28 protein-coding genes and 1 tRNA gene are annotated in these 23,215 nt (G+C 59.7%); 10 read left to right on the top strand and 19 right to left on the bottom strand.

The annotated features are described in order from the left end of the window. Positions 1 to 6 precede the first annotated feature (6 nt). From JNE37_RS00085 to JNE37_RS00095, 3 genes are all read left to right on the top strand, one after another. Entirely contained in the window at positions 7 to 279 is a 273-nt protein-coding gene (locus JNE37_RS00085) for a metal/formaldehyde-sensitive transcriptional repressor (protein WP_035028874.1), read from the top strand. Beyond that, the gene (gene dmeF, locus JNE37_RS00090) at positions 276 to 1,268 is read left to right on the top strand and encodes a CDF family Co(II)/Ni(II) efflux transporter DmeF (RefSeq protein WP_203064918.1); all 993 of its coding nucleotides are present in this window, start codon (positions 276 to 278) and stop codon (positions 1,266 to 1,268) included. The genes JNE37_RS00085 and dmeF overlap by 4 nt, the downstream gene beginning before the upstream one ends. A gap of 127 nt (positions 1,269 to 1,395) precedes the next feature. Next, complete coding sequence (locus JNE37_RS00095; protein ID WP_035028876.1) at positions 1,396 to 2,811, top strand: DHA2 family efflux MFS transporter permease subunit; 1,416 nt, start codon at positions 1,396 to 1,398, stop codon at positions 2,809 to 2,811. Between the two features lie 21 nt (positions 2,812 to 2,832). Here JNE37_RS00095 and JNE37_RS00100 read toward each other — a convergent pair whose 3' ends face one another. Continuing rightward, entirely contained in the window at positions 2,833 to 3,549 is a 717-nt protein-coding gene (locus tag JNE37_RS00100; RefSeq protein ID WP_182397592.1) for an RlmE family RNA methyltransferase, read from the bottom strand. Beyond that, positions 3,542 to 4,741, bottom strand: coding sequence for a Ppx/GppA phosphatase family protein (locus tag JNE37_RS00105; protein ID WP_246513435.1), 1,200 nt, complete (start codon positions 4,739 to 4,741; stop codon positions 3,542 to 3,544). The genes JNE37_RS00100 and JNE37_RS00105 overlap by 8 nt, the downstream gene beginning before the upstream one ends. A 273-nt stretch (positions 4,742 to 5,014) precedes the next feature. On the opposite strand from JNE37_RS00105, the gene JNE37_RS00110 reads away from it, so the two are divergent. Both JNE37_RS00110 and JNE37_RS00115 read left to right on the top strand, forming a co-directional pair. After that, positions 5,015 to 5,088 (top strand) — tRNA-Gln (locus tag JNE37_RS00110). Positions 5,089 to 5,246: 158 nt separating this feature from the next. Continuing rightward, positions 5,247 to 6,878 (top strand): site-specific integrase, encoded by a 1,632-nt coding sequence (locus JNE37_RS00115; protein WP_203064920.1) that lies wholly within the window; start codon positions 5,247 to 5,249, stop codon positions 6,876 to 6,878. A gap of 511 nt (positions 6,879 to 7,389) precedes the next feature. On the opposite strand, the gene JNE37_RS00120 is transcribed toward JNE37_RS00115, so the two are convergent. The 10 genes from JNE37_RS00120 to JNE37_RS00165 all read right to left on the bottom strand — a co-directional run bounded on the left by JNE37_RS00120 (position 7,390) and on the right by JNE37_RS00165 (position 14,973). Continuing rightward, entirely contained in the window at positions 7,390 to 7,653 is a 264-nt protein-coding gene (locus tag JNE37_RS00120; RefSeq protein WP_203064921.1) for a hypothetical protein, read from the bottom strand. 121 nt (positions 7,654 to 7,774) lie between these two features. Beyond that, the gene (locus JNE37_RS00125; RefSeq protein WP_203064922.1) at positions 7,775 to 8,608 is read right to left on the bottom strand and encodes a hypothetical protein; all 834 of its coding nucleotides are present in this window, start codon (positions 8,606 to 8,608) and stop codon (positions 7,775 to 7,777) included. 129 nt (positions 8,609 to 8,737) lie between these two features. Beyond that, positions 8,738 to 9,178: a hypothetical protein gene (locus tag JNE37_RS00130; protein ID WP_203064923.1), complete on the bottom strand. Its 441-nt coding sequence runs from the start codon at positions 9,176 to 9,178 to the stop codon at positions 8,738 to 8,740. A gap of 88 nt (positions 9,179 to 9,266) precedes the next feature. Then, positions 9,267 to 11,549: a tape measure protein gene (locus JNE37_RS00135; RefSeq protein ID WP_203064924.1), complete on the bottom strand. Its 2,283-nt coding sequence runs from the start codon at positions 11,547 to 11,549 to the stop codon at positions 9,267 to 9,269. An 8-nt stretch (positions 11,550 to 11,557) separates the two neighbouring features. After that, on the bottom strand, positions 11,558 to 13,153 hold the full coding sequence (locus tag JNE37_RS00140) for a terminase large subunit (protein ID WP_203064925.1): 1,596 nt from the start codon (positions 13,151 to 13,153) through the stop codon (positions 11,558 to 11,560). Beyond that, positions 13,146 to 13,469, bottom strand: coding sequence for a phage terminase small subunit P27 family (locus tag JNE37_RS00145; RefSeq protein ID WP_343073224.1), 324 nt, complete (start codon positions 13,467 to 13,469; stop codon positions 13,146 to 13,148). Before JNE37_RS00145 ends, JNE37_RS00140 begins: the two co-directional genes overlap by 8 nt. A 71-nt stretch (positions 13,470 to 13,540) precedes the next feature. Next, positions 13,541 to 13,855 (bottom strand): phage head closure protein, encoded by a 315-nt coding sequence (locus tag JNE37_RS00150; RefSeq protein WP_203064927.1) that lies wholly within the window; start codon positions 13,853 to 13,855, stop codon positions 13,541 to 13,543. After that, positions 13,842 to 14,261 (bottom strand): DUF3168 domain-containing protein, encoded by a 420-nt coding sequence (locus tag JNE37_RS00155; RefSeq protein ID WP_203064928.1) that lies wholly within the window; start codon positions 14,259 to 14,261, stop codon positions 13,842 to 13,844. Before JNE37_RS00155 ends, JNE37_RS00150 begins: the two co-directional genes overlap by 14 nt. Continuing rightward, positions 14,261 to 14,686: an HK97 gp10 family phage protein gene (locus JNE37_RS00160; RefSeq protein ID WP_203064929.1), complete on the bottom strand. Its 426-nt coding sequence runs from the start codon at positions 14,684 to 14,686 to the stop codon at positions 14,261 to 14,263. The genes JNE37_RS00155 and JNE37_RS00160 overlap by 1 nt, the downstream gene beginning before the upstream one ends. Next, positions 14,686 to 14,973, bottom strand: coding sequence for a head-tail connector protein (locus tag JNE37_RS00165; RefSeq protein WP_203064930.1), 288 nt, complete (start codon positions 14,971 to 14,973; stop codon positions 14,686 to 14,688). The genes JNE37_RS00160 and JNE37_RS00165 overlap by 1 nt, the downstream gene beginning before the upstream one ends. Before the next feature lie 112 nt (positions 14,974 to 15,085). Here JNE37_RS00165 and JNE37_RS00170 point away from each other — a divergent pair, with 112 nt between their 5' ends. Further along, positions 15,086 to 15,709 carry a hypothetical protein gene (locus JNE37_RS00170; RefSeq protein ID WP_203064931.1) on the top strand — a complete coding sequence of 208 codons (624 nt, stop codon included), beginning with the start codon at positions 15,086 to 15,088 and terminating at the stop codon, positions 15,707 to 15,709. A 5-nt stretch (positions 15,710 to 15,714) separates the two neighbouring features. Here JNE37_RS00170 and JNE37_RS00175 read toward each other — a convergent pair whose 3' ends face one another. From JNE37_RS00175 to JNE37_RS00205, 7 genes are all read right to left on the bottom strand, one after another. Then, positions 15,715 to 16,065: an HNH endonuclease gene (locus JNE37_RS00175; RefSeq protein ID WP_203064932.1), complete on the bottom strand. Its 351-nt coding sequence runs from the start codon at positions 16,063 to 16,065 to the stop codon at positions 15,715 to 15,717. Positions 16,066 to 16,081: 16 nt separating this feature from the next. Then, positions 16,082 to 16,702 carry a phage tail assembly chaperone gene (locus JNE37_RS00180; protein WP_203064933.1) on the bottom strand — a complete coding sequence of 207 codons (621 nt, stop codon included), beginning with the start codon at positions 16,700 to 16,702 and terminating at the stop codon, positions 16,082 to 16,084. Positions 16,703 to 16,704: 2 nt separating this feature from the next. Beyond that, positions 16,705 to 18,198 carry a phage major capsid protein gene (locus JNE37_RS00185; protein WP_203064934.1) on the bottom strand — a complete coding sequence of 498 codons (1,494 nt, stop codon included), beginning with the start codon at positions 18,196 to 18,198 and terminating at the stop codon, positions 16,705 to 16,707. After that, a complete protein-coding gene (locus JNE37_RS00190) occupies positions 18,198 to 18,623 on the bottom strand; it encodes a gene transfer agent family protein (protein WP_203064935.1) in 426 nt (141 codons plus the stop codon). The genes JNE37_RS00185 and JNE37_RS00190 overlap by 1 nt, the downstream gene beginning before the upstream one ends. Continuing rightward, a complete protein-coding gene (locus JNE37_RS00195; protein WP_203064936.1) occupies positions 18,623 to 19,858 on the bottom strand; it encodes a phage portal protein in 1,236 nt (411 codons plus the stop codon). The genes JNE37_RS00190 and JNE37_RS00195 overlap by 1 nt, the downstream gene beginning before the upstream one ends. Before the next feature lie 79 nt (positions 19,859 to 19,937). Next, positions 19,938 to 20,495, bottom strand: a complete 558-nt coding sequence (locus tag JNE37_RS00200) for a hypothetical protein (protein WP_203064937.1) — start codon at positions 20,493 to 20,495, stop codon at positions 19,938 to 19,940. Between the two features lie 36 nt (positions 20,496 to 20,531). Then, on the bottom strand, positions 20,532 to 20,774 hold the full coding sequence (locus JNE37_RS00205; RefSeq protein WP_203064938.1) for a hypothetical protein: 243 nt from the start codon (positions 20,772 to 20,774) through the stop codon (positions 20,532 to 20,534). Positions 20,775 to 21,322: 548 nt separating this feature from the next. On the opposite strand from JNE37_RS00205, the gene JNE37_RS00210 reads away from it, so the two are divergent. The 4 genes from JNE37_RS00210 (at position 21,323) to JNE37_RS00225 (ending at position 22,940) form a co-directional block, all read left to right on the top strand. Next, a complete protein-coding gene (locus JNE37_RS00210; RefSeq protein ID WP_035028882.1) occupies positions 21,323 to 21,610 on the top strand; it encodes a hypothetical protein in 288 nt (95 codons plus the stop codon). A gap of 120 nt (positions 21,611 to 21,730) precedes the next feature. Next, complete coding sequence (locus JNE37_RS00215; protein ID WP_203064939.1) at positions 21,731 to 22,057, top strand: hypothetical protein; 327 nt, start codon at positions 21,731 to 21,733, stop codon at positions 22,055 to 22,057. 94 nt (positions 22,058 to 22,151) lie between these two features. Next, entirely contained in the window at positions 22,152 to 22,514 is a 363-nt protein-coding gene (locus JNE37_RS00220) for a hypothetical protein (protein WP_156046269.1), read from the top strand. An 87-nt stretch (positions 22,515 to 22,601) separates the two neighbouring features. Further along, positions 22,602 to 22,940, top strand: coding sequence for a YnfA family protein (locus JNE37_RS00225; RefSeq protein WP_203064940.1), 339 nt, complete (start codon positions 22,602 to 22,604; stop codon positions 22,938 to 22,940). Positions 22,941 to 23,215: the final 275 nt, after the last annotated feature.

Here is a 23,215-nt window from a genome sequence, read left to right on the forward strand (position 1 = left end):
TCTGGCATGAGCCATACGATCGAAAACAAGACCAAGCTTCTCGCCCGTGTTCGCCGCCTCAAGGGCCAGATGGAGGCTGTCGAGCGCGCACTCGAGCAAGAGGTTGGCTGCGCAGACGTGCTGCAACTCGTTGCCTCGGTGCGCGGCGCCATCAATGGCCTCACCGCCGAACTCATCGAAGATCACATCGAGCATCACCTGCTCGGCGCGACCAACGAGGCCGATCGGCGGCTGGCGGCCAACGAACTCGAGACTGTCGTCAGGACCTATCTCAAATGACCCACGGCGAACCGCACGATCACGATCACCACCACGACCATCACCATGATGGGCACGACGACCATGGTCATCACCGTGAGCACCCTGCCCCGCGCCTGCATGGCGGTCCGCACGAACACGTTTTCCTCGGCGCCTCCCATGACCGCAATGCGCGCCGCACCTGGCTGGTGATTGCGCTGACCGCCACGATGATGGTGGTCGAGATCGTAGCCGGCACCATCTACGGCTCGATGGCCCTGGTCGCCGATGGCTGGCACATGTCGACTCACGCCGCCGCCATGCTCATCGCCGCCACGGCTTATCTCGTCGCCCGCCGACAGGCCTCCAATCCGCGCTTCACCTTCGGCACCGGCAAGATCGGCGACCTCGCCGCCTTCGCCAGCGCCAACGTGCTTGCGCTGGTCGCGCTGCTCATCGGCGCGGAAAGCGTCGCCCGCTTCTTCGCCCCGGTGAATATCGACTTCAGCCAGGCCATTGCGGTGGCTGTCGTGGGTCTCATCGTCAATCTCGTCTCGGCCTGGCTGCTGCGCGACGATCACCACCATGAACACGGGCACGTCCATGGCGGCGACAACAATCTGCGCGCCGCCTATCTCCACGTTCTCGCCGACGCACTGACTTCCGTGCTCGCCATCGCCGCGCTGCTTGCGGGCAGTCTTGCGGGCTGGACCTGGATGGATCCGGCCATGGGCATTGTCGGCGCGCTCGTCATCGCTCGCTGGTCCTGGAGCCTCATCCGAGACGCAGGTCGCGTGCTTGTCGACTATGTCCCCGACGGCGAGAACCTGCCGCAGCAGATTCGCCATGCCATCGAAGATAGCGGCGATGCTCGCATCACCGATCTGCATGTCTGGCAGGTTGGGCCGGGCCACAAAGCCGCCATCGTCGCGCTCGAGGCGCGCTCGCCGCAACCGGCCGAAACCTATCGCGCCAAACTGGCCGACATCACCGGCCTCGCCCATCTGACGGTCGAGGTTTCACGCGCCTGATCGGAACACACCCGGTCCGAGAATCGCATTCCCGCGCACGCGGCGGGTTGCCAAGGCGCAGAGTCGGGTCTAACCACGGATAACCTGCCGCGCGGCGCCTCCCTCCGCCGCAAGCTCCGGTTTTGCCATGACTTCCTTGCGGATAACGCCCCTCATCCTCGCGGTCGCGCTGTTCATGGAGCAGCTCGATTCCACGGTCATTTCCACTTCGCTTCCGGCAATCGCCGCCGATATCGGCACCGAGCCGGTGGCGTTGAAACTGGCGCTGACCTCCTACCTGGTCTCCCTCGCCATCTTCATTCCGATCAGCGGCTGGATGTCCGACAGATTCGGGGCGCGCAACATCTTCCGCCTCGCCATCCTGGTCTTCGTCATGGGATCGGTCGCCTGCGCGTTCTCGAATTCGCTGCCCACCTTCGTCATCTCGCGCTTTTTCCAGGGCGCCGGCGCCTCGATGATGACGCCGGTCGGGCGCCTGTTGCTCGTGCGCTCCACCCCGCGCAACGAACTGGTGGCCGCCATGGCCTGGCTCACCATCCCTGCCCTGATCGGCCCACTGGTCGGCCCGCCGCTCGGCGGGTTCCTCACGACCTATCTTTCCTGGCACTGGATCTTCTGGATCAACGTGCCGATCGGCGTTGCCGGCATCGTCTTCGCCACGCGCTTCCTGCCGCAGATGGATGTGCGCAACCCACGGCCGATCGATTTCGTCGGCTTCGTCCTCACCAGCATCGCCTTCTCGGGCCTCGTCTTCGGCCTCTCGGTCGTAAGCCTTCCCGCGCTCCCGATCGTCTACGGCTATCTCACCATTGCCGTGGGCGTCACCGCGGGCCTCCTCTACCTGCTCCACGCGCGCCGCACGGAATATCCGCTGCTCGATCCCAAGATCTTCCGCTATCCGCTGTTCCGCGCGGCGGCGGTCGGCGGCAACATCTTCCGCATCGGCGTGGGTGCCGTACCCTTCCTGCTGCCGCTGATGCTCCAGCTCGCCTTCGGCCTCAACCCGGCGGAGTCCGGCCTCGTCACCTTCGTCAGCGCCATTGGCGCCATCACGTCAAAGTTCATCGCCGAAAAGACCTTCCAGCGCTTCGGCTTCCGCACCGTGCTCAGCTTCGGCGCCGGCATGGGTGGGCTCTTCATCTTCGTCAATGGCTTCTTCACGCCGGGCATGCCCATCGTCCTCATCATGGGCGTACTGCTGGTCACTGGCGTCCTGCGCTCGATCACCTTCACCGGCGTCAACGCCCTGAGCTTCGGCGACGTCGATGAAGCCGACATGAGCCAGGCCACCGCCGTCAACGCCGTGATGCAGCAGCTTTCCATCGCCACGGGCGTCGCGCTTGCCGGCGCCCTGCTGGAAATCGCGTCTCATACCCATCCGGGCCCGATCAACCTCAACGACTTCCACGTTGCCTTCTGGGTTGTTGGCGGTTTCTCCGCCCTCGCCGCCTTCTGGTTCCTGCGCCTCGCGCCGGACGCAGGCGCCTTCGTCTCCGGCCACAAGCGCAGCCAGGATCAGGCGTTCGTCGAAACCAAGGAATAAGGGGCCCGAAGGTCCCTCGAACTATTCTTCCTGCCTGCCCTTGAAGCCCTTGGCCACAAGGTAGGCCTCGGCCGAATTCGAGCGGCTCGATGGCGGCTTGGCGTGGAAGGTCGAATTGAAGTTGCGCTTGAGGTCGTGCAGCAACTGATGCTCGGTCCCGCCCTGGAAAACCTTGGCGATGAAGGCCCCGCCCGGATTGAGCACCTGGATCGCGAAGTCCGCCGCGATCTCGACCAGATGCATAATGCGCAGGTGATCCGTCGCCCGGTGCCCCGTTGTGGGCGAAGCCATGTCGGACATCACGAGGTCAGGCCGATGCCCGCCCAGCGCGTCGATCAGCATCTGCGGCGCGTCGTCCTCGGTAAAATCCTTCTGCAGCAGGATCACGCCCGGAATCGGGTCCATCTCCAGATAGTCGATGCCCACGATCAGCGGATGCTCGTCGGTCGAGCCGGTCACGCCCGCCGCAACCTGCGACCAGCCGCCCGGCGCCGCGCCCAGGTCGACAACCCGCATGCCCTTGCGCAGGAGCTTATACTTCTCGTTGAGCTCGATGAGCTTGAACGCCGCGCGCGACTTGTAGCCCTCGGCCCGCGCCCGCGCGACATAGGGGTCGTTAAGCTGCCGTTCGAGCCACAGCGTCGAGGAAAGCTTGCGCTTGCGGGCGGTCTTGACGCGAACCTTGAGATCGCGGTCCGTTCGGCGTCCGGCACCTTTCCCGGTTGGAATTTCAGGCATGGCGACGGCTCCTTGGGGCCGGGCGCTGCGGGCGCCGGAAAGTACGGTCGGCGTCCATGAGCGAAATCAGAATACCTTCGCGCAGGCCCCTGTCGGCCACGCGCACGCGCTCGGTCTGCCATTCGCGGCGGATGGCTTCGAAGATCGCGCATCCCGGCAATACCAGATCGGCGCGGTCCCGGCCAATACAGGGATGGTTCACCCGCCGGTCATAGGGCATGCCAAGCAGCACCTTCATGGTCTCGGAAACCTGGCCGTTGGTCATCCAGAGCCCATCGACCTTCTGCCGCTCGTAGCGCTCAAGCCCCAGATGCAACCCCGCCAGCGTCGTCACCGTGCCCGACGTGCCGATGAGATGCATCGGATGCTCGGCAATCATCTGCCGCAGCTTTTCGCGCCCGCGGAACTGGCGCAGGTGTCCGGCCACATAGGCCACCATCGCCTCGAAGGTCTCGGGCGTAACATCGACCCCGCCGAACTTCTCGGCAATCGACACCACGCCCACCGGCAACGACTGCCAGGAGCGAATCGAAGCCGCCATCCGGCCCTGGCTCTTCGGTCGACCGCCGCGGAAATCGAGCCAGGCGAGCTCCGAGGAGCCACCGCCGATATCGAACATCAGCGCGCCCTGCGCTTCCTTCTCGATGAGATCGGCGCAACCCGTCACAGCCAGCTCGGCCTCTGTGCGCCGGTCGACGATCTCGAGCACCAGCCCGACCTCTTCTTCCACGCGCTTGAGGAATTCCGGCCCGTTTTCCGCCGCGCGGCAAGCCTCGGTCGCAACCAGGCGCATCCGCGCCGGCTCATGATCCTTCAGCTTGTTGCGACAAAGCTTGAGCGCCTCGATGGTCCGCTCCATCGCCGCATCGCCGAGTCGACCCGTTGAGGATACCCCTTCCCCCAGCCGAACGATGCGCGTAAAGCCATCAAGCACCCGGAACCCGTGTTCATTGGGCCGCGCGATCAGCAATCTGCAATTATTGGTACCCAGGTCCAGCGCCGCATAGACTGCGCCGCGCGGCTTGCGCGGGGGCGGATTCGGGGCATTGCCTGTCCGTCTCTCCGCATCGGCCCAGGGGGTGGCTTGTCCCTCCCCCTTGGCGACATGTCCCGGGCGGGAATTGCCCCGGCTGCGGCGCCGCGCCGCCCCATCGGGAACGGCTGCAGCTGCGGACCGATCGGAATCGGTCACTTGCTTCTCCGTCTGCGCGGTCGCCTTGTGGGTCTTGACCCGCACGCGCCCAGGCGCAGTTCAATCACTGTCGAAACGAACGTAGAGCATGGAATAGCTTAGCGCAATGCCGCGAGCGGCTCCCGCCACCGCACGAGCCTGTGAGTTTTTCAAAATGCCTCTTGTTGCGACTTGCAATCGCAAATTCGTGTCGCTATGTAGAGCCCGCGTTGCCCAAGGGCGACCCCGCCGAGCACCCCTCGGCCCCCGGCCAAGGCCCCGCGCCTGCCCCGGTGGGGAATAGTTCAATGGTAGAACAGCGGACTCTGACTCCGTTAATCTTGGTTCGAATCCAGGTTCCCCAGCCAACCCTTCCTAAGTCGTTGATTTAGCTGCAAGTTCCTGCTTTTGCAGGGCTTTTTCGGCTCTGACTGGCCCACTTTTATGGCCCACTTCGGTGCGTTTCGTCGCACTCGAAGCATCGCCTGGTTGGGCTCGCTATAGGCTTGGGGAAGGAGAAAAAAGAATGGCTTCCGGCTCCAACCTTAAAACACGTGGCTCCATCTACTACGCTCGTCTGAAAGTTCCTGTAGAGCTTCAGCACCTCATGGGCACCAAAGAGCTTTTCCGCTCGCTCAACACCAAGGATCGCCGCACCGCGAATGTGCGTAAACTGGCAGTGCTTTCTGAATGGCATGAGCGCTTCGATGAGCTTCGCCGCCGTCGCGAGATCACAGAAACCGACTTTGCGAATGCGACTTGGAATCACTACACCACGGAACTACGTCAAGATGAGCTAGAGCGCTTCATTGTGCCCGCTTCCAGCGACCATGTGCGCAAACATCATTTGCGGGCACTGCGCGAGCACTTGGGCCAGGGCGAGACGGTTCTAGTGCATTGGGCTGCTGACAGCTTCATCGAGCGCCAGCGGCTTACTGTGGTGAAGCACAGTGCACAGTATCGGGAACTTTGCTTCCGGCTGATGCGCGCACAGATTGAAGTGCTTATGCGTGCCGGTGAGCGCGATGTCGGCAACTATGCTGGTGTGCCTGCCGATCCTATCGTCATCCGCCCTGCGGCCACCGCTGAGGTCGCTAAGCCGGGCGAAAGGCTGATGGAACTGTTTGAGCGCTACGCCAAGGAAAACCCAAAGCGGATCAAGGAGGCTGCGCTAATGCAGGCGCGGCGCGACATCGGCACCTTCATTGAGCTGGTCGGTGAGGATTTCCCGGTTACGCGGCTCGACAAGAAAGCGGCGCGGGAGTGGAAGGCGCTGCTCATGGAATACCCGGTCAAGGCGGCTGAAACGGCAATCTTCAAGGGTATGGGTATCAAGGAAATCGTCGCGGCCAATGGTGTGGCGAAGAACCCCAAGCCGGTAATTTCACCCAAGACCGTCAACCGCTACATCGCCGCGTTTAGCGCCTTCTGCAATTGGCTGGTAGCGCACGACTATCTCGCGTCCAATCCCTTCCTCAACATGTATCTGTCGGTGGACAAGACCAAGACGAACGTGCGGCCCTTCACCGACGACGAGCGCAAGGTGCTGTTTGCGTCACCGCTCTTCACGGGCTGCAAGAATGACGCGAAGTGGCATGAGGTCGGCGCTCACAAGATCAGGGACCACCGCTATTGGCTTCCGCATGTCATGATGTATTCCGGCGCACGGCCCGGTGAGATTGCCCAGCTCTTAGTAGATGACGTGCGCCAGATGCACGGCGTTTGGGTGATGCACTTCACCGACGAAGGCGATGAGGAAAAGAGCCTCAAGACCAAGGGGTCATTCCGGGTTGTGCCGGTGCATTCCGAGCTGGTGGAAATGGGCTTTATTGAGCACGTGGAGCGCCAACGCTCCGCTGGTGAGCGCCGAGTGTTCCCGGAAGCTGAGCGTAACTCGCGCGGCCATATCGCCAACAAGTTCGAAAAGAAGTTCGGCACGTATCTGGTGAAGCTGGGCTTGAAGGAAGGGCGCGGCTTGACGCTCTACAGCTTCCGGCATGGCTTCTCAGACGCCATGCGCGCTGCTGGCTTCATGGATGAAGAGTTCGGCTTCCTGATGGGCCATAGCAAGTTCAGCATGACCGCTCGGTATGGGCAGATGCCTCAGGGCACGTTGCAAAAGCGCGTCGAACTGATTGAGGCGGTGAGCTACAAATAAGGCCTGCTTCCTCCGACGCGTATCGAACATAAAAAGGCCCCGATAATTCGGGGCCTAGCTCTGCGGTTATGGCCGCGCGCTGTTATCGGCGTAAGCAAGCAAGTGTCCATCGGTTCCCAAATTCAACAACCGCCTCATCTTGTCGCTTTTGCGTGGACCACCTTGGTTCCTCATATGCCTCCAGCACCATTTCTCGATTCGCCCCAGGAGCGCTTGCGGTCAGTTTTAAGTTTTCTGAGAGTGGAAAGCCTAATTGCCGACTACGCATAATTACCGACGCGATACTCCCCTCCACTGCGCACAATTCATCCTTGGTAGGATTCTTGGCAAATATCTCAGTGGGTAAAGCAACGCCAACCATAGTTGCTAAGACGCTGCCGAGCACTGTTCTTAGAATAGATTTCTGCAATTTCGATACCTATCGAACCCCCAAATAACACTTATAACACTGAGCATTTCTCAGCAGTTTCTTCAAGCACCGACTGTCTTCGGGTCGTTAAGGCTGAGATATTTAGAAGTCGTCCAGCAGCGCTTCCACGGCATCCACTGTGCGATCCTCACTTGTGGCACGGGTGGCGTGGTTAGCGCGATGCAGTTGATAGCCGCGCGCCTGGTCCTCAAGGACGCTGGCGGGCCAGATGCCCCCTACTTCGCCAAGCACAGTTGTTATGTCACTTTCCTCAATACGGCCAGTGAACGGGTTAGCCGGTCGGATGTCCAATAGGGCAGCGACAAGAGCGTCCCAACGTTCTTCCGTGATGTAGATATCCTGCATGTCAATTCCTTTCCGGTTAACGCTTACCGGACGAGGTTTGGCGCGAAATTATCGAAAGATAAAGTCTATATTTTTATCGCATCATTGAATATAATATCATGAAACGAAAGTAAGTAATCATTTATTTACTTGCAATCAACCTTCTATATGAAATCGATACATTGCAAGTGCGCGGCGCCACCACCCCGTACCTCAAGAATAACCTTTTCACCTTCAGTCTGCATTCGACGGTATACCTGTACCAACCGGCAGGGGTTGGGTCTGGCACGCGCCTAGGATCGCGCCCGAACTTAACCTGCCGCGATCCTGCTTTGCCCCGCACATAGCCACCCGTGTTCATCAAAGCTGTAAGTACAGCTTCCCGTATTTCTGGCTTTACCGGGATAACCCCGTGCACGTGGAGCCGATTATCCTCGTTTACGTCAAAGGCATAGGCGAAGGGGTGACCAGCAAGTCCATGCTTTCGAAGGTACTTGTTCAGGCGCTTCTCAAAGAGATTGGCCGGGTCGGTGGTTGAGAGAAGGCTTCCCTCTTGAGCCAAGGAAAGGTTCAGAGAAAACTCCATAGCGTCGGGAACATCATACATATGCTCTATGGCGCGCTTGTAGCGGTCTTCCTCGGGAGTGAGCTTTCCTAGTCCACGTGTGCGAGGCTTGCGTGCTACCACCCGTTCGTTTTCCGTACACTTATTAGTGTGGGGTATAGGGTGTGATGTGTGTTGTAGAGGTGGAGCAAAAACACCCCCTAGACAACTAGGCAATGCATCGCCATTAAGCATCTGAACTTTAATGAGGAATTTCGATAGTTCCTCAGACTGCGGCGTTCCATTTTTGGAACCGCAAAGCGTTCCATTTTCACGACTGCCAAGCGCCTGCTCAAGCGCCAGCAAGTCTGGCTCGGACAACACAGAATAACTTGAATCCAGTTGATTTTTGTCAAGCAGCGACATATACAATAGCGGCGACCTTCCTAGAGGTTGCGGATGGAATGACCGTTCCAAGCCCCTGCTTTGAGTGGACACTCGGCAGGGGTTTTCCTATGGCTGGGTGATATAGCGATCAGCGTCAGGCGATGACCCAAGAAGTCAGATTTTTTTCGCTGCGCTATCGATCATACGCGCCACATCGCCAGCGATGCTCTTTGAAAGCGTCTTTTGCTCACCGCTCGCGCGGTCCACGATCCTCACGCCTGCCCCATGCGCTGAAACAATCGCATCGAGATCGACCGGCATGAACAGGTTATCTTTTGCTGGAGTAAGTGCGGCTCGGATTGATCGACGCAGTTCGCCTGCAAACGCGTCAGCGTCCACCAGAGATAGGGTCTTTTTCCAGTCACCCAGCTTGATGTTAATCACCTCACCGTCACGCATAACAATGATACCAGGTATTTCGTCTTCAATCTTTCCTGCATCTATTGCCCACGAAATCAACAAACCAACTGCGTCTGAAACCTTTATCCCATGATCGTCGGCAATCTTTCTCAGTTGCGCGGCACGTTCGTCAGGAATCATTATTTGTGTAGCCAATTCTTTTTCCTACTCAAAAGGCACTGGCTATATTCTACATTCATTTATCGATAATTTAAAGTCAAATTATCGATAAATAAGAAATTCATTAGCTTCTGCCTCGATTATTAGCGAAGTTGCCGGGACGCATTGCGGTCATCATCTCCTGCACGACCATGCCGCGAAGCTGACCTTCAAGGGTGCGCGCCACGGTTTTGGCGAGGTCCTGGTTCTGCTCTGGCGTGCCGCCGTTTGCGTTGACCGTCACAGGAGCATTGATCGTCACCACCGGAACGGCGTTGTCATTCGCAGGGCGCGCGTTGTCGTTCGCCGGGCGGATCGTGGGACCATTACCAACAAGCCCACCAGTGGCAAACGCGGCAATCTTGCCCTCATTGATGGCGCGCAGCAGATCGAGGTTCCGGCGCGTAGCAGCGGCGTTCACGACGAACTCACCATCGCTCAGCCGCGCAGGGATGCTGTCGCTCGTGCCAGTGCCAGGACCACGGATAAGCCCACCCGTAGCAGCCTTTACTACCCCGCCGTCTTTGAAGCCCAGAAGCCCAAAAAGCCCACCGCCCAAACCACCCATCATATTGCTGAAGAGCGAGTCAATGAGGCTATCCAGCGCCATATCAAGCAGGCGGTCGGCAAGTCGTCCGAAGGCATTGGCAAGCGCGGTAGCGGCGTCGGTGCCGCTGCGTAGGTCGCCGATCAGGCCACCCAGAAAATCTTTGGCGATACCCTTGGCCGCACCTTGTGCGTCCTCTAGGCGCCGCATAGCGGCGTTCTGGCTCTCAATCTCGGTGACCAACCCGCGAATAGATTCCTTCTGCGCATCTGTAGCGCTAGCGCCCGCACGTCGAAGCTCGGCATCAATGCGCCGCTCCACCTCAGATGCGCCGACGAGACGCAACTCATTCTCAAGCTCGGCAATCAGCTCTTTGGCTGCATCCCGCTCTTCACGCATAGCGCCGGAACGCCCACCGCCCGAACCTTTGCCGCTACCGGGCGTTACCGGGTAGTCGTCAAGCGAAACCGTCTTCACCGGAGCTTTCGGCGCAAAGGTCGCGGTTAGTTCCTGCCAGCTCGCACCAGCACCAATTTCATCGGTTTGGCCCACGGCAGCTTGCGCGGCACGGGCAGCATCGCGCAGTGCGATGAAGTTGCCGATGACTTCGGCAATCTTGTCTTGCAGCTTGGCAAAACTCGGGTTCGCATCGCCAAGGGCCTCGATGGCGTCTGCCGCGCTTTCGGCGGTGCCGCGCCCCTCGATGAGTTGCCGCAACAAGTCCTGAAATGCGGCATCCACCTCACCAAAGTTGCCACGAGTGTTCTGGGCCAGGTTGCCCATGGACTGGTAGGCGGCATCAAGCGCAATGTCGGCATCGCTGACAGATGCGCCAAAGGTGTCGAATTTGGTCGCGATCCGGTCGATCAGGTCGCCAATGCGCTGAATGTCGCGCATGTCATTGGCGAAGGTCTGAGAAATCGCATCGCCAAGATCGTTCAACGCGCGGTCAAAACCATCGGAGTTGACCAGCTCGGTAATCTTGCCGCCCAACGTGTCGAGGAAGCTGGCGAACCGTTGTCCTGCGCTCGAGGTGTCGTTGAACCGCCCCGCAGCGTCGATAAGCACGTTTTGCAAGCGCACGAACGACGACGAAACCGTCATTTCAGCGCTTGCCACCTTGTCTTGCAAAGTGACCGAACCGGCCTGAAACGCATCAAAGAATGCTTGCGAGGAAACCTTGCCATCAACAACAAGGGCGCGGAGCTTGGCGACCGATCCGCCTGCCTGATCTAGGCCAGCGGCTGCCGCCTGGGCAATCGGCAACGCACCTTCCAGTATCGAATTGAACTCTTCAGCCCGGACAACGCCAGAGCCCATCGCCTGCGAGAGCTGAAGCAACGCACCCGATGCCGATTGAGCATCAGTGCCCGCGACACGTAGCGCCACCGCCACGTTATCGGTGAATTTCAGCATGTCCTCAGTGGACGCGCCTAGCTCACCCTGAACAAGCGAGACGCGGGAATAGAGCTGCGCCAGAGATTCCAACGGCGCGGCGTTACGCTGGGCCGATGCAAACAGGCTCTTGTATACCTTTTGCAAATCGTCACCGGCCAGCCCAGCCACCTTGAGCGAGTTGCCGATGCGGGTGCTCGTATCCAAGAGCTGCGTTGCGGCACGCATTGAGACAGCACTGGCGATCCCGGCGGCGATACCACGGCCCACACCCACAAAGTGTCGCTCAATCGTGGATGCGGACTGCTTGGCGCGCTGATCGATCCGCCTAAAATTGCGGTCGGCAATCATGCCTGCCTGTTTCATCTGACGCTCAAAGGCCGCGTATCGGGCCTCTAGCAAAACAACTAGATCGGCATCAGCCATGGGTGTTCCTATCGGTAAAGTTCAAGCAATTCGTCGGTGTATTGAGGCCCGGCATTGTCATTGGCGACGGCACGGGAAACGGCCATTGCAGCGGCCACCGCACCGTCAATGCGGTCGGTTTCCTTGTCCTTCTGCATGAAAGGCAGGCCAGTCGTGCCGAAGCGCGCCATAACGTGATCCAGGTGGGCACGCAGGATCGGGTGTCCGTCATGGCGGATGCGGCGCGCGCTCACAGTGCGGGACAGGTCGGCAGCGGCAATACCCATGAGCAAAGGCGACTGCTTGAGACTAAAGGCGGGGATACCATCGGCCACTAAGCGGCGAAGCATCGGCCCAGCCATCGCCGGATCAACCGCAACTTCCATCACATTGTCATTGGCCGCGACGATCTCGCGAATTTCTGCCTCAACATGGGTGTCTTCGATGACCGGGCCGGGAACCACGTTCAGCAACTTTTCAGCGCGCCAGCGGACATAAGGAGCTTGGTCGCGGTCGGCGCGCGCCTGCAAATCCTCTTCCGGGAGGAAAAAGGTCGGGCGCACGGTGATATTGCCATCGTCGTGCAGCCACGCCGTGACAATGGCCGAAAGGTCGCCGGTGCGGGAAAGGTCCACGCCAAGGAAACACGGCAGCTCGCTCAGTTCAGCAAAATCAATCTCGTGCTTGCCCTGGTCAAAAATCGCCATGTCGAAAAGCGGGGAACGCGAATGGCCCAGCCACATATTGAGGTGGTCATTCTTGAAGGTGTCGCGCAGCACGGGATTATGTTCAGCCTCGCGAGCTTCCTGCCGAAGCGCATCAATGTCGGGGAAGCCATCGGCAAGGCCGGGATTGACGCGATGCCACACCGCCTCATCGCGCCAGTCGGCATCGGTCGGCGTTTCGAGCAAGATGGGCAGCGTGCCGGCGTCGGTTACTTCGCCGCTCGCGACACGGCGGGCATAGTTAAAAACCTCAAAGGCAATGTTCCCCTGCCCGCGTCCAGCCTGGGAGATAACCACCTCAAGGGTGCCTGCTGTCTTGGATAGGCCGGAACGCAAGACTTTGTAGAGGTCCGGCTTTTTCCACGCGTGGATTTCGTCAATGAGCACGAAATTGGGTGTGCGCCCGTTCTGGGCATTGGCATCGCTGGAAACGGCCTTGAGGATCGAACCGGATGCCGGGTGCTTGATGATGTGGCGGGAGTCACGGACGCGGGTGCGCTTCTTCACCACCGGCGTTTGCAGGATAATGCCAAGCGCCTCTTCATAGGCAATGCGAGCCTGATCGCGGTCATAGGCAGCAAGGATAACCTGCCCCTGATTGACGCCTTCCGGCCCATAGAGGTGCAATAGAGCGAGGATCGCGCCCAGCGAGGTCTTGCGAGCGCCGCGCGGAAGCATGATGACCACGCGCTTGACGATGCGATTGCCGTTCGCGTCGCGCGGCCCGTAAATGGCCCTGATAAGTCGCTCCATCCACCTAGGAAGCTGGAACTTGCGCTGCGGATGGCTCGACTTCGGATGATAGTGCGCCAGCACGAAATCGACCGCCCGCTGGCCACATCCCAGCGGGTCGGAAATCTTGCTGTCATCGAAAAGCCAATGCGGATAGGGATCAGCCAAAGAGCGCGCCCAACTCGTCGTCGTCGCCATCATCACGCATGGCAGGGCGTGACCGGCTAACCGGCGTTAGGCCCAGCTCAGCAGCACAAAGGCGCTGGGTGGTCTGGGCATTGTTGAGGATACCGTGCGCGGGATGCTTCTTGCCCGCTGCCGTTACCAGTCCTTCACGCGTAAGAAGCCGATGGGCCTCCCGCATCGTGCCGGTGGCAATGCAGTAGTTTTCGAGCGTGGCAAGATCGGCCGCAGTGAGCGTCTTGCGCTCTTCGATAAGGATAGGCGCAACACGCTTCCATTCTGCCTTGGCGTCCCTGCTCATGTAACTGGGCGGGCGCGGCACAACCGTAACTGAACTACTGCCACCGACGATGGTGCTGGGTTTGCGGCCTCTCACTTCACCACCTCGCAATGCAGCTCAAGGCCACGGCCATCAGCAACCGCCAGCAGCTTGACGATATTGAGCGGCTGCCCGGCATGGCTCACGCGGTCCGCTGTGGTGATGTCAGGCCGGAAGTGGGTTCGGAAAATCAGCGTCGTGGTTTCGCGCTGGCCGTTGTCGGCATTAGTTTCGACGGCCTCGCGGCTCACCAGCTCGGCGCGTAGGGTGTGAAGGTTTACCCAGCTTACTATCTGCCTGCCGCCCTGCCCATTCGTGGTGCTGGCGCGCTGAATGATGATGGTGTGCCGGAAGTTACCCGTGAGCATGACGCACCTCAGTCATCATCGCTTCAACCGACACGATGACGTGCCCGTAGTCCTTCGGGTCGCGAAGGGTGCGGGAGCCATTCACCCAAAAGTTCCCCCAAAGGTCATACCCAACGATCTCTAGCTCGCTAGGCAGGGCATTGCGCACCTCATCGGCAATGGCGCGGGCGTCCATCATGCCGCCCTCTTCGGTCCAGCAATGCAGGTCCATGTAGACGCGCACCGAACGGGTCGTGCGAGTTTCCCCCTCCCGCACGACCTGGGCATCACCCAGCCTAATGCACGGGAAGTTCTCGGGCCGGGAGCCAGCATCCTTAATATGTTCGGCGGGCACCAAAGCGGTGAGCGCCGGTGCCGAAATCAGCCGGTCATGAATGGCAATTTGCAGTGCGATATCGGGAGCCATTAGTGGTTCCCCTCTTCGCGGACTGCCTTGCGAATGTCGCGCGTGGTCCGGTTCTTGATCCGGTTACGCAACATACGGAAAGCAGGCCAGAAGAACGGCTTGGCAGCGGCCTCACCGGTGCCATGCTCAACAAGATGGGGATAGCGCACGTCCTCATTGCCCGCCGTCACCATGACGGCGTTGGACGGCACAACGGTGCTGCCGCCCGGCTGGCTAAAGGGCGGCGTATGCATGTCGCCGGGCGTCATCTCGATACTGTCGATAAGCGCGCCAGTGTCGCGGCTGCTTTCAGCTAGGGTCCGCATTAGGTCGGCAAGCTCATTACCGGACTTCTGCAAAGACACCTGCGCAGCTTCCCGTGCCCGCACCGGAACGGCATCAAAACGGGCCTTCAAACGGCGGATTTGAGCGTCAACAGAGGCCATTAGCACACCTGCCGAACGTAGGGTGCAATGAGGTCGTCATAGCCCATAGCCAGCCGAACCATGCTGTGATCCACCAACACCGGGTTGCGGTTCCAGAATAGATGCGTAGCCTTCATCAGCGCGGCGTGCTGAAGCGGTGCGGGCAAGTCCTCATATTCTGCGGGCGCTTCAGCGCCGATGTCATTGGCGAGGGTCGCCAGCGCCACAACGATGATGCGCGAAAGCTGGGAATCCTCAGTGTCATCAAGCAGCTCAAGGTGCTGCTTCAAGTCAGTCAGTGCGGTCATTCGGAAAAATCTCTATTTGCGGAATATCTTGCGCGTGCCTCCCCCCGCCGGTCCCCTCAAAGGCTGGCAAATTCAAAGCCACCCCCGTAGTTTGAAAGTCGGAGGTGAAGTGGTGACAGAACAGCTTTTGACCCGAACGCTTTTGGAAGCGGCGATGCGCAAAGGCATCGCCGCTCATCCTGAACTTCATAAAAAATGGATCGAAGTTCAGTATCGATTTGGAGCATTGGCGGGCCATGCAACGCTGCTGTCGTTCGCTATGAACACCAGAGTTGATATGCTTCTCAGGACGCTTGAGGCAGAAAACCTTGAACGCTCCACATCCGATATGGAGCCAGATGTTGACCTCGCGGGCGATCTCTTTTTGTCGCTGTCTGAATCGTGGGTTACGCGATGTTATGAGCTTGTCAGGGTGGCAAGGGAGCGTATTACAGCGCGCGGTGATGCCACTCCGGAAAGACTGGCTCACCTGCTTTACCAGCTGGAGCTGGTGCGGATGCCCATCGATAAGGGAGAGATTGCCAAGGCAATCTATCACAAAGGGGAACCACTGGTGCTCACTCGCGAAGACGGTTCTGAACCACAGCCATACACGAAGGGTTCTTTCATCGTGCAACGTGGCCTGTGTGGCCAATCTGGGGCGGCAATGTGGTGGCCGATAGACCTTAGAACGCAACAGACGGTAGAGGTATGTCGTCGCGATCTCTCCGACTGGCTTGTTGGCCTTTTCGACTAACATAATCATGCTTGGGCCTGCCTGCGCTCTTCGCGCTGCTTGGTGCTGTTGTGGTGATGCGCGCAAAGCGGCTGCCAGTTGTTGCGGTCCCAGAACAAGGCGTCGTCGCCACGGTGCGGGATGATGTGGTCAATGTGGCTGGCAGGCTTGCCGCACATAACGCAATGCGGATGAGCTATGAGATAGGCAGCACGCGCCTTCTGCCATTCGGTGTTGTAGCCGCGCTGGCGGGCAGACGGGCGACTGCGATCATGGCGAGCTTTGCGGGCGTGGTCGCTGGCAATCTGGCAAGCGCAACGCTCACCGGAAGGAACGATGTTGCCGCAACTGCAAAGGCGTGGGGGTGCGAAGGGCATAGATTAGCCGGGCGAATTATCTAGTTCTTTGGGACAGCAACTTCGCTTTAAGCGCAGCATAACCTTCACGATCAAAGGCAGGATCGTGGCCTCCCTCTTCGATCTGGCTGAGCTGATCGGGCGTGTAAATTGCGATGCTGGTCTGCTCTTCGGTCGTGCCGAAAACGGCCTTCATCACGTCTGTGATGAGGTCTACCCGGCCATTGCGGGCGGCTATGATTTCTGCGGGTGTTGCGTTCCATGCTTCTTCCGGGGACCAGCCTAACCAGCCCGTGGCGATACCAAAGAGCTTGGCAAAGGCTTGCTCAGGATCGATAGGCTTGCCGCTGGGCGCGGGTGCGGTGTCGTCGGGGTCAATACCCGCAATAGCCAGGACGAACTCTGCGAGCGGGCCGGTGAGGCGATTGCGGACAGTGCCAAGGCCAAAGGCCGCAATGTCAGCCAGCAAGAGCTTGGGGCTGATAGCCGCTTCCCTGAGCACGTCCATAATGATGGTGACGTTGAAGCCCTGCACGGCGGCAAGCAGGCCGGTGAGCCCGTGCCGCCGAACAAGGCGCATGCTGGCGCGCAGCGACGGGCGAAGCTCGTAAGCCTCGCCTGCCAACTCGACATAGATGCCGTCCGCGCCCAGCTTCATGGTTAGGCGGCGATCTTGAGTTTGGCGAGCGCTTCGCCCATGACCACCTTGCCACCGACGCGGCGACGGCCACCAAAGACAACAATGTCATTGCCCCAACGGGTGTCGTAATCGACGTGCGGTTCAAAGGCGATGCGGTCGGTGATGAGATATCCGCGCGCGAAGTCACCGAACATGATGGGGGTTGCGTCTTCGGCAACATCCGGCATGTGGTCGGCTTCAAAGACCGGCTTGCCCAGCAGAAGGCCAGGCTGACCAGCCTGCAAGCCAGCCTGCCAAAGCAGGTTGCCGTCACTGTCTCGCAGGCCGCGCACCACGCGCATGGTTTTGCGGTTCATCAGCCAAGACCCATTCAGGGAATAGGTCGACTTGATGCCGTAGAACAGGTCCAGCAGCGCGTCGGTGTCGATGGCAGCGGCTTCGATCTCTTCCACTTCGGTGGAAGTCAGAACACCTTCGGCCTGGGTGGTGCCGTTGCCGGTGACGAACCACTGGCTTTCAAGCGTGGCGCATTCCGCCACGATGTGATTGCTGAGGTAGTCACCCAGATTGACGGCGTTGTCTTCGAGCAGACTGCGCGATACCGGCACCAGAACGCCCATTGCGTGCGGCTTGATATCAATCTGCTCAAAGGTCGGCTCGGATTCAGGCTTGGCGCCAACTTCGGTCACGCTAGCGGGCACGACGCGATTGACCAGCCGGGGAATCTGCAAGAGTGAGCCAGCAACCGAAATGGTGCTGGCAAGCTGGCGCACCGGCGAGGCGGCGCGAACTTTTTCCAGCACCTGGGCAGAGAAGTCATCCGGCACCAGCTCGCCGCCGGTGCTGGGCGCAGAAATGGTGAGCGCCTTCCGTTCCAGCATCGTGGTGCGCAAGCTGTCACCAAAGGCCTTGAGCCCATTCACCGGCTCATTGTCATTGGCGGCAACCGGGCGCTTGGCCTTGGCTTCGAGCTTGTCCAGCCGGGCGGTGAGCGCGGCGATATTGTCGTTAGCGGCCTTCAGCTCAACAGCGGCTTCGGCGGTATTCTCGTTTTCCATATGGGTGTTTTCCTGTTCCATGGACTTAACTTCGGTGATGCCCGCGCCGCGATTGACGGGGTGCTGGCAAAGGGAGATTTCAGCGACGGTGAGGTTGGTGAGGCTGCGACCGCCGCCCACGCGCGGCGTGAAGTCATGCAGGCGATAACCAATAGAAAGCCCTGCACTTCGACCTGCCTGCAAGCGACGGCGGGCCGCGCGCGCAGGTCCGACACCTTCGATGAAAAGACGTCCCTTAACCTCAAGCCCGACATCGGTTTCGGTTACGCTTTCCCAGATGCCGACTACCTGGTTGTCGTCATGCTCAACTAGGATCGGGATCGATTTTTCAAACCGGAACGCGCCCTTCTCGATAACATCGCCAACGCTGTCGGCAGCGCCGAACGGCCACGCAATGCCGGTGATGGTGCCAGCATCGTCAATGCTGACTTCGGCCTTGATTTCGAGCTTTTCCATTAGGCGGCACCGGCATTGATGGCAGCGGACAAATCGCCGGTTGCGGCGGCTTCCTGCACGGCACTGCGAGCGGCGCGGTTTACACGGCGCTCCGCGTCAACCTTCTCATCGTCGGTCGCTTCGCGGAAAACGGACTCTTCCGGGCCAACCCAAAGGTCGGTGAGAACGTCCAGTGCCAGCAAATGCAGCTCACCCAACGGATGCGCATTCAAGTAGGTCTGCACCAGCTCAGCGGCTTCCTTAGGATGCTCACCGGCACCAATAAGGCCCAACCGAACGGTGTGCACCATTTCGGCCAAGCCCATGCTTCGGGTGCTCTCAACGATGGCAGTGATTTCCTTGCCGGTGAGCTTTTCCAATTCAGGAATCAGGTGCGGCGTGAGCGAGAAATCCCGCTCACGGTCGCCAAAGAATGCCTTGTGCATCAGGCGGCGTCTTTCTCGGTGTTGAGAGGGTTGTCGTTCGCGGCCTGCACCGGGGCGCTGGTCGTGTAGGGATTTTGGAGCTCATCACCACCGGGAAGCGGCGGGAGGTTACGCGCGGCGCGAACCTCATTGGCAGTCATCACACCCATGCTGCGATACTGGCCGAAAGAAGCAGCCTGGGCAGCGTGGCTCACGGTGAGCAAGTCATCAGTGATGAACTCAAAGAAGTGCGTGCGGCGCTCTTCCGGCGTGAGCAAGACGCGGGCATAGGCCCATTCCCACGCCTTCAGCCAAGGCCGAAGAGTGTATGTGAGAAACTGGTGCCCCATCTCTTCGGTGTTCGACCAAGTTCCGCGCGTAAGATCGAAAAGCATGGTCGGCGGGACGCGGAATACACGGGCAATCTGCTCATTGGTCCAACGCTGTTGCTCAATGAGTTGGGTGTCGGCGGGCGAATTGGTGATGGATTTCCACTGCGCGCCATCGCTCAGGATCGCGGGTTTACCGATGTTGTCGCCGCTGTGAGCCAGCGTCCACATTTCGAGGAGCTTGGCCTTTTCCTCGGGCTTCATCGACTTGTCGTTCTCGATGACACCGCCCGGATGTGCGCCGTTGTGGATATGCTTGGCGGCGTATCGCTCAAGATCGATTGCATAGGCGATAGCGTTCCGCGCCAGGTTGATCGGTGCGGCGTCCTCGTGGCGAATATGCAGGATGTCCCGATACTCATAGCGGACGTTCTTCCGGCCCTGCCTGATCAGATAGAACGGTTCGCCGGTCGCATCGTCCGTCTTTGGCTCAACGCTGGCCGGGTCTAGCCGAATGAACTCAACCACCCTGTCGCCGACGCGATTAGCGAGCGCGAAACCGCCATTGTCATGCAGCAGGGCATCGCGCGTGAGTTGGGTGCGCAGTTCGGCGGCGCTGGTCCAGTCGTTGGCCTCGTCATGCGCAAGGGTAAAGGCAGGGTGCGCCGGATCGGCTTCCTTGCCCTTGCCATTACGCACGTAGAGCTTCACCGGGAGCGTGCCCACGGCATCAGAGATAAGCGTTACCGCCGATGCGACGGCGGGCACCCGCATGGCAGTCTCGGGCGTCACCGAAATGTTGGAGTGGGTCGGCTGGGCACCGAAGAGCCAAGCGGCCAGCGGGTCGGTGAGGCTCACCGGCGCGGGCGATGTCGGCTCAGGATCGGCCTTGCGGAAGAAGCCGGGAAGGAAGTCGGTGAAGGGCAACAGGTCTGCTCATGCGGTATTATATTACCGCAATATGCCTGAGCGAGAACGAAATGTGAATCCCCTAATTGGGGATTTTTCAATCGTCTGACAGTTCTTCAGCTTCTTTTCTGAACTTATCCATCATTTGTGCCTGCATTTCAGGCGTAAATCCTAGCATTTCACGATGTGAGGCCATCGCCTCATCAAGTAGTCTGTCTGCACGTTCAAACACATCGTGCAGCTCGTCTAGCTCCAAGATGAGCCTTTCCCTACCCACTCTTGAGGAGAATTCGAGCGCTCTGTCTCGGAAGAAGTGATGGGCCAGGAAGTCACGCTGAGCCTTTGCCCTCTGAAAGTGCGGCTCAATCAAGTGGCTAATCTCAGGAAACCTACCGGCGCTTTTGATCAAATTCCCTAGCGTCTTGGCGTGCTGCTGATCCATGAACGCATCGAAATCTGCCTCATATTTGGCGCGATCAAAGGTCGTCGGCCGCTCCGCAATATACCGTCTTCTAGTTTCGACCAAGAAATCTAGCTGCATGATTGAAATGGCCAGACCTGTCTCAAAGACACTTGCCATGTAATATGCTCGGCCGAAGTAGGCGAACGTCTCTTTTATTTGTTCACCATCGTCAAAATCGTCGGTTTCGTCCATAAGCGCCTCAAGTGAAGTAGGACGGCCACCCCGGCATTATTGCTGCCGCAACGCTCGGCTGATCTCGACCAGAACGCCCAGCGCAATGGCGCAAGCAGCGACTATTAACGCCTGATCAAGGGCTTGAGCTGGTGATTGCCCTAAGTAACGTGCCGCCCAGGCCCTAGCCTCTTCGGCGTTCGATATGCCGAAGATGATATAGAGTGCGATGCCAGTTCGGCTTGCGGCCATAATGAGCGCAATCCATGCGGCAACGGTGCCAAGCCTAGTAAAGAACATTCTTTGCCCCCCAAAGATTCGAGCGACGATAGTAGCCGCAAACGGGCCAGCGTCTATGGGAGCCGATGGGCAGGGTTAGGGCTGAACAGATGGCCCAAAAAGGTGGCCCACTTTGGCCCACTTTTTTGGCCACCAATCTTGATAACCCATTGAAATTACTATATGTATCGCGCTGATGGGAGGGTCCAGGTTCCCCAGCCAACTGATCTAAAAACCGACGCACACCGGCTTCGCTCCCAGCGCAGGTTGTTCGCGTACCGAACACACAGCGGCTCGCGGTAACCCCAATCTTAGCTCGATATCCCTAGAATCCGACGGACGACCGGTACGAATGCAGTGCCTGTTACGCGAGTGTTTTCGCGATCAAGACGCCCCCATCGGATCGGCGCCTCGCGTGAGGCTATCGCCGAATGCGAGGATTTCGAGCACCGCTTGTCTCCCAGAGAATTTTGTCGCCGTCCGCCCCCGCGCCGAAACGCAACGCCTCGTGGAACCGGATCGGCAGAACTAGGTTTTTTCTGCGTTCGGTTCTCGAAAGGAGAGATTCGATGAACATCAAGGTTCTTGCAACCACCGTTGCCTTCGCCTCCACGCTTCTTGTTCCGGGCTTTGCCCTTGCTCAGGAAGAGCACATGATTGGCGGCAAAGCCGTCGCTGCCGACCAGGTCGCCGAGGTTCAGGCCAAGTGCGACGAGTTGCGCAAGGCCACCCCGATGGCTAACGCGGCTCCGGCTGCCGATGCTTCGACGCTTTGGACTGCTGATGGCAAGGTGGACCTCACCAAGCTGACCGTGGCCTTCTGCGACGAAGGCAAGTTTGCCGCTCCTGCCCAATAACCTGTGCGGCGCGGCGGGCGTCCCTGACGATACCCGTGAAATCTGCGCAAGAGACGCTCCGCGGGATGTTGAAATTCCTGCGGGGCTTTTTTGTCACTGGCGAGATCTAGGAACCAGCAAATGGCAAGCGATCGAGAAAGCGGCAATCACGCCCATGGAGCCATGAATTCGGCCAATTTCGCTCTGGCCAGCGTGGCCTTGGCCAACGCGCTGGCCGTGACGTTGCGTGAGTTGAGCGAAGCGATGCCGCAATCGGACGACGAATGGCTCGAGGATATCCGCTCCGTCGCCATCCGCGATGCCAAGAATGCGGCGGTCGAAGGATTGCCGCTCGAAGAGGAAGTCGAGGCGATTCAGTTCGGCGTGGATGTGGTGGGTTCGGTTTTCGATTCCGCCCTCGCCGAGCGGCTGCAGAGGCGCGGGCGATCGGTCGGTCCGGGTCGCTAGCGTCCCCGGGGGAACCCGAACGCTCCTTCTAAGTTTTCCAGTCACACCATTAGTTACGTCACACGCGATCCCCATGCGTGGGAGGAGGCTGGGTATGGCTTCACCGAGCGTCAGGCAGCGGGCGCCGAGACGCGAACGCCTGGTTCTTCAGGAAATATCGAAGGCATTGGGCAATATCTGCGTGCCGATGTTCGAGTGGCAAAGCCGCGCGATCACGCTGCGCTCGCGCGTTGTGCGGCGCCCCGACGACAGCACCGTCGCCATGGAGCTCGTTTCCTTTCTCGACGAAGTGCAGCAGACGCGGGAGGCCGTTGAAGGGCTTTCCGACACGCTCTCGCCGGCAGCCTCCCTCGATAGCCGGTATCTCGACAAGGTGCGCAGCCTTGCAAAGCTCGAAGTCTATCTCGCCGAAACAGCCAAGCTGCTTGGCGGCGCCGAAAGGCAGGTCGCGGAATAGGGGCGGCAATCGCCTGCGACCTGCGGGGTTCGCTCCCCTGCTCCGCCATGCTAGAGGCCGACGACATCAATGCTCGTGCGAGGCCTCATGCAACTGCCCCTCACCACCCTCCTCATCTATGCAGGCGCGGCAATTGCCGAGATTGCGGGATGTTTTGCGTTCTGGACGTGGCTGCGGAACGGGCAATCGATCTGGTGGCTTGCGCCGGGAATGGCCTCGCTGGCGCTCTTCGCCTGGCTGCTCACGCTGGCGCCCGCAGAGCAGGCCGGGCGGGCCTATGCCGCTTATGGCGGCATCTACATCGTGGCGTCGCTCTTCTGGCTCTGGCTTGCCGAAGGCCGCCGACCAGACCTCTGGGACCTTGCCGGAGGCGGCCTGGCCTTCGTCGCGGCGGCGATCATCCTTTTCGCGCCGCGGAGTGCTTAGGCCGGACGGGCTATCGTCGGCCGCCGGAATCACGTATCTGTGAACTGCCATACTGGAGGCATGACGACGCCAGCAGGGTCAAGCTCCAGCTCCCTTGCTGGCGTCGTGCTTCAGGCTTCAGGCCTGTTTCGCCGCCAGCAACCCGCGCCAGTTCAGCCACCTGCACGCGAATATCGGGCACCGCCTCGATCTCGAGGAATTCTCCACGCGTGAACGGCCCTACTGCAAACAGCCGCGTCGACTCGGTGCCTCCCCATCGATGTCCGCACAATCAG

It is taken from the genome of Paradevosia shaoguanensis (genome assembly GCF_016801025.1).
Classification (GTDB): Bacteria; Pseudomonadota; Alphaproteobacteria; order Rhizobiales; family Devosiaceae; genus Paradevosia; species Paradevosia shaoguanensis.

Excerpts from the sequence above, each read along its gene's own strand:
- JNE37_RS00190 (WP_203064935.1), bottom strand. The coding sequence starts at position 18,623 with ATGCACAAGGCATTCTTTGGCGACCGTGAGCGGGATTTCTCGCTCACG.
- JNE37_RS00085 (WP_035028874.1), top strand. The coding sequence starts at position 7 with ATGAGCCATACGATCGAAAACAAGACCAAGCTTCTCGCCCGTGTTCGC.
- JNE37_RS00185 (WP_203064934.1), bottom strand. The coding sequence starts at position 18,198 with ATGGAAAAGCTCGAAATCAAGGCCGAAGTCAGCATTGACGATGCTGGC.
- JNE37_RS00120 (WP_203064921.1), bottom strand. The coding sequence starts at position 7,653 with ATGCAGGATATCTACATCACGGAAGAACGTTGGGACGCTCTTGTCGCT.
- JNE37_RS00150 (WP_203064927.1), bottom strand. The coding sequence starts at position 13,855 with ATGCTCACGGGTAACTTCCGGCACACCATCATCATTCAGCGCGCCAGC.
- JNE37_RS00200 (WP_203064937.1), bottom strand. The coding sequence starts at position 20,495 with ATGGACGAAACCGACGATTTTGACGATGGTGAACAAATAAAAGAGACG.
- dmeF (WP_203064918.1), top strand. The coding sequence starts at position 276 with ATGACCCACGGCGAACCGCACGATCACGATCACCACCACGACCATCAC.
- JNE37_RS00205 (WP_203064938.1), bottom strand. The coding sequence starts at position 20,774 with ATGTTCTTTACTAGGCTTGGCACCGTTGCCGCATGGATTGCGCTCATT.
- JNE37_RS00095 (WP_035028876.1), top strand. The coding sequence starts at position 1,396 with ATGACTTCCTTGCGGATAACGCCCCTCATCCTCGCGGTCGCGCTGTTC.
- JNE37_RS00155 (WP_203064928.1), bottom strand. The coding sequence starts at position 14,261 with ATGGCTCCCGATATCGCACTGCAAATTGCCATTCATGACCGGCTGATT.
- JNE37_RS00160 (WP_203064929.1), bottom strand. The coding sequence starts at position 14,686 with ATGGCCTCTGTTGACGCTCAAATCCGCCGTTTGAAGGCCCGTTTTGAT.
- JNE37_RS00220 (WP_156046269.1), top strand. The coding sequence starts at position 22,152 with ATGGCTTCACCGAGCGTCAGGCAGCGGGCGCCGAGACGCGAACGCCTG.
- JNE37_RS00215 (WP_203064939.1), top strand. The coding sequence starts at position 21,731 with ATGGCAAGCGATCGAGAAAGCGGCAATCACGCCCATGGAGCCATGAAT.
- JNE37_RS00100 (WP_182397592.1), bottom strand. The coding sequence starts at position 3,549 with ATGCCTGAAATTCCAACCGGGAAAGGTGCCGGACGCCGAACGGACCGC.
- JNE37_RS00115 (WP_203064920.1), top strand. The coding sequence starts at position 5,247 with ATGGCTTCCGGCTCCAACCTTAAAACACGTGGCTCCATCTACTACGCT.
- JNE37_RS00145 (WP_343073224.1), bottom strand. The coding sequence starts at position 13,469 with ATGAGCAGGGACGCCAAGGCAGAATGGAAGCGTGTTGCGCCTATCCTT.
- JNE37_RS00175 (WP_203064932.1), bottom strand. The coding sequence starts at position 16,065 with ATGCCCTTCGCACCCCCACGCCTTTGCAGTTGCGGCAACATCGTTCCT.
- JNE37_RS00135 (WP_203064924.1), bottom strand. The coding sequence starts at position 11,549 with ATGGCTGATGCCGATCTAGTTGTTTTGCTAGAGGCCCGATACGCGGCC.
- JNE37_RS00180 (WP_203064933.1), bottom strand. The coding sequence starts at position 16,702 with ATGAAGCTGGGCGCGGACGGCATCTATGTCGAGTTGGCAGGCGAGGCT.
- JNE37_RS00165 (WP_203064930.1), bottom strand. The coding sequence starts at position 14,973 with ATGACCGCACTGACTGACTTGAAGCAGCACCTTGAGCTGCTTGATGAC.
- JNE37_RS00225 (WP_203064940.1), top strand. The coding sequence starts at position 22,602 with ATGCAACTGCCCCTCACCACCCTCCTCATCTATGCAGGCGCGGCAATT.
- JNE37_RS00210 (WP_035028882.1), top strand. The coding sequence starts at position 21,323 with ATGAACATCAAGGTTCTTGCAACCACCGTTGCCTTCGCCTCCACGCTT.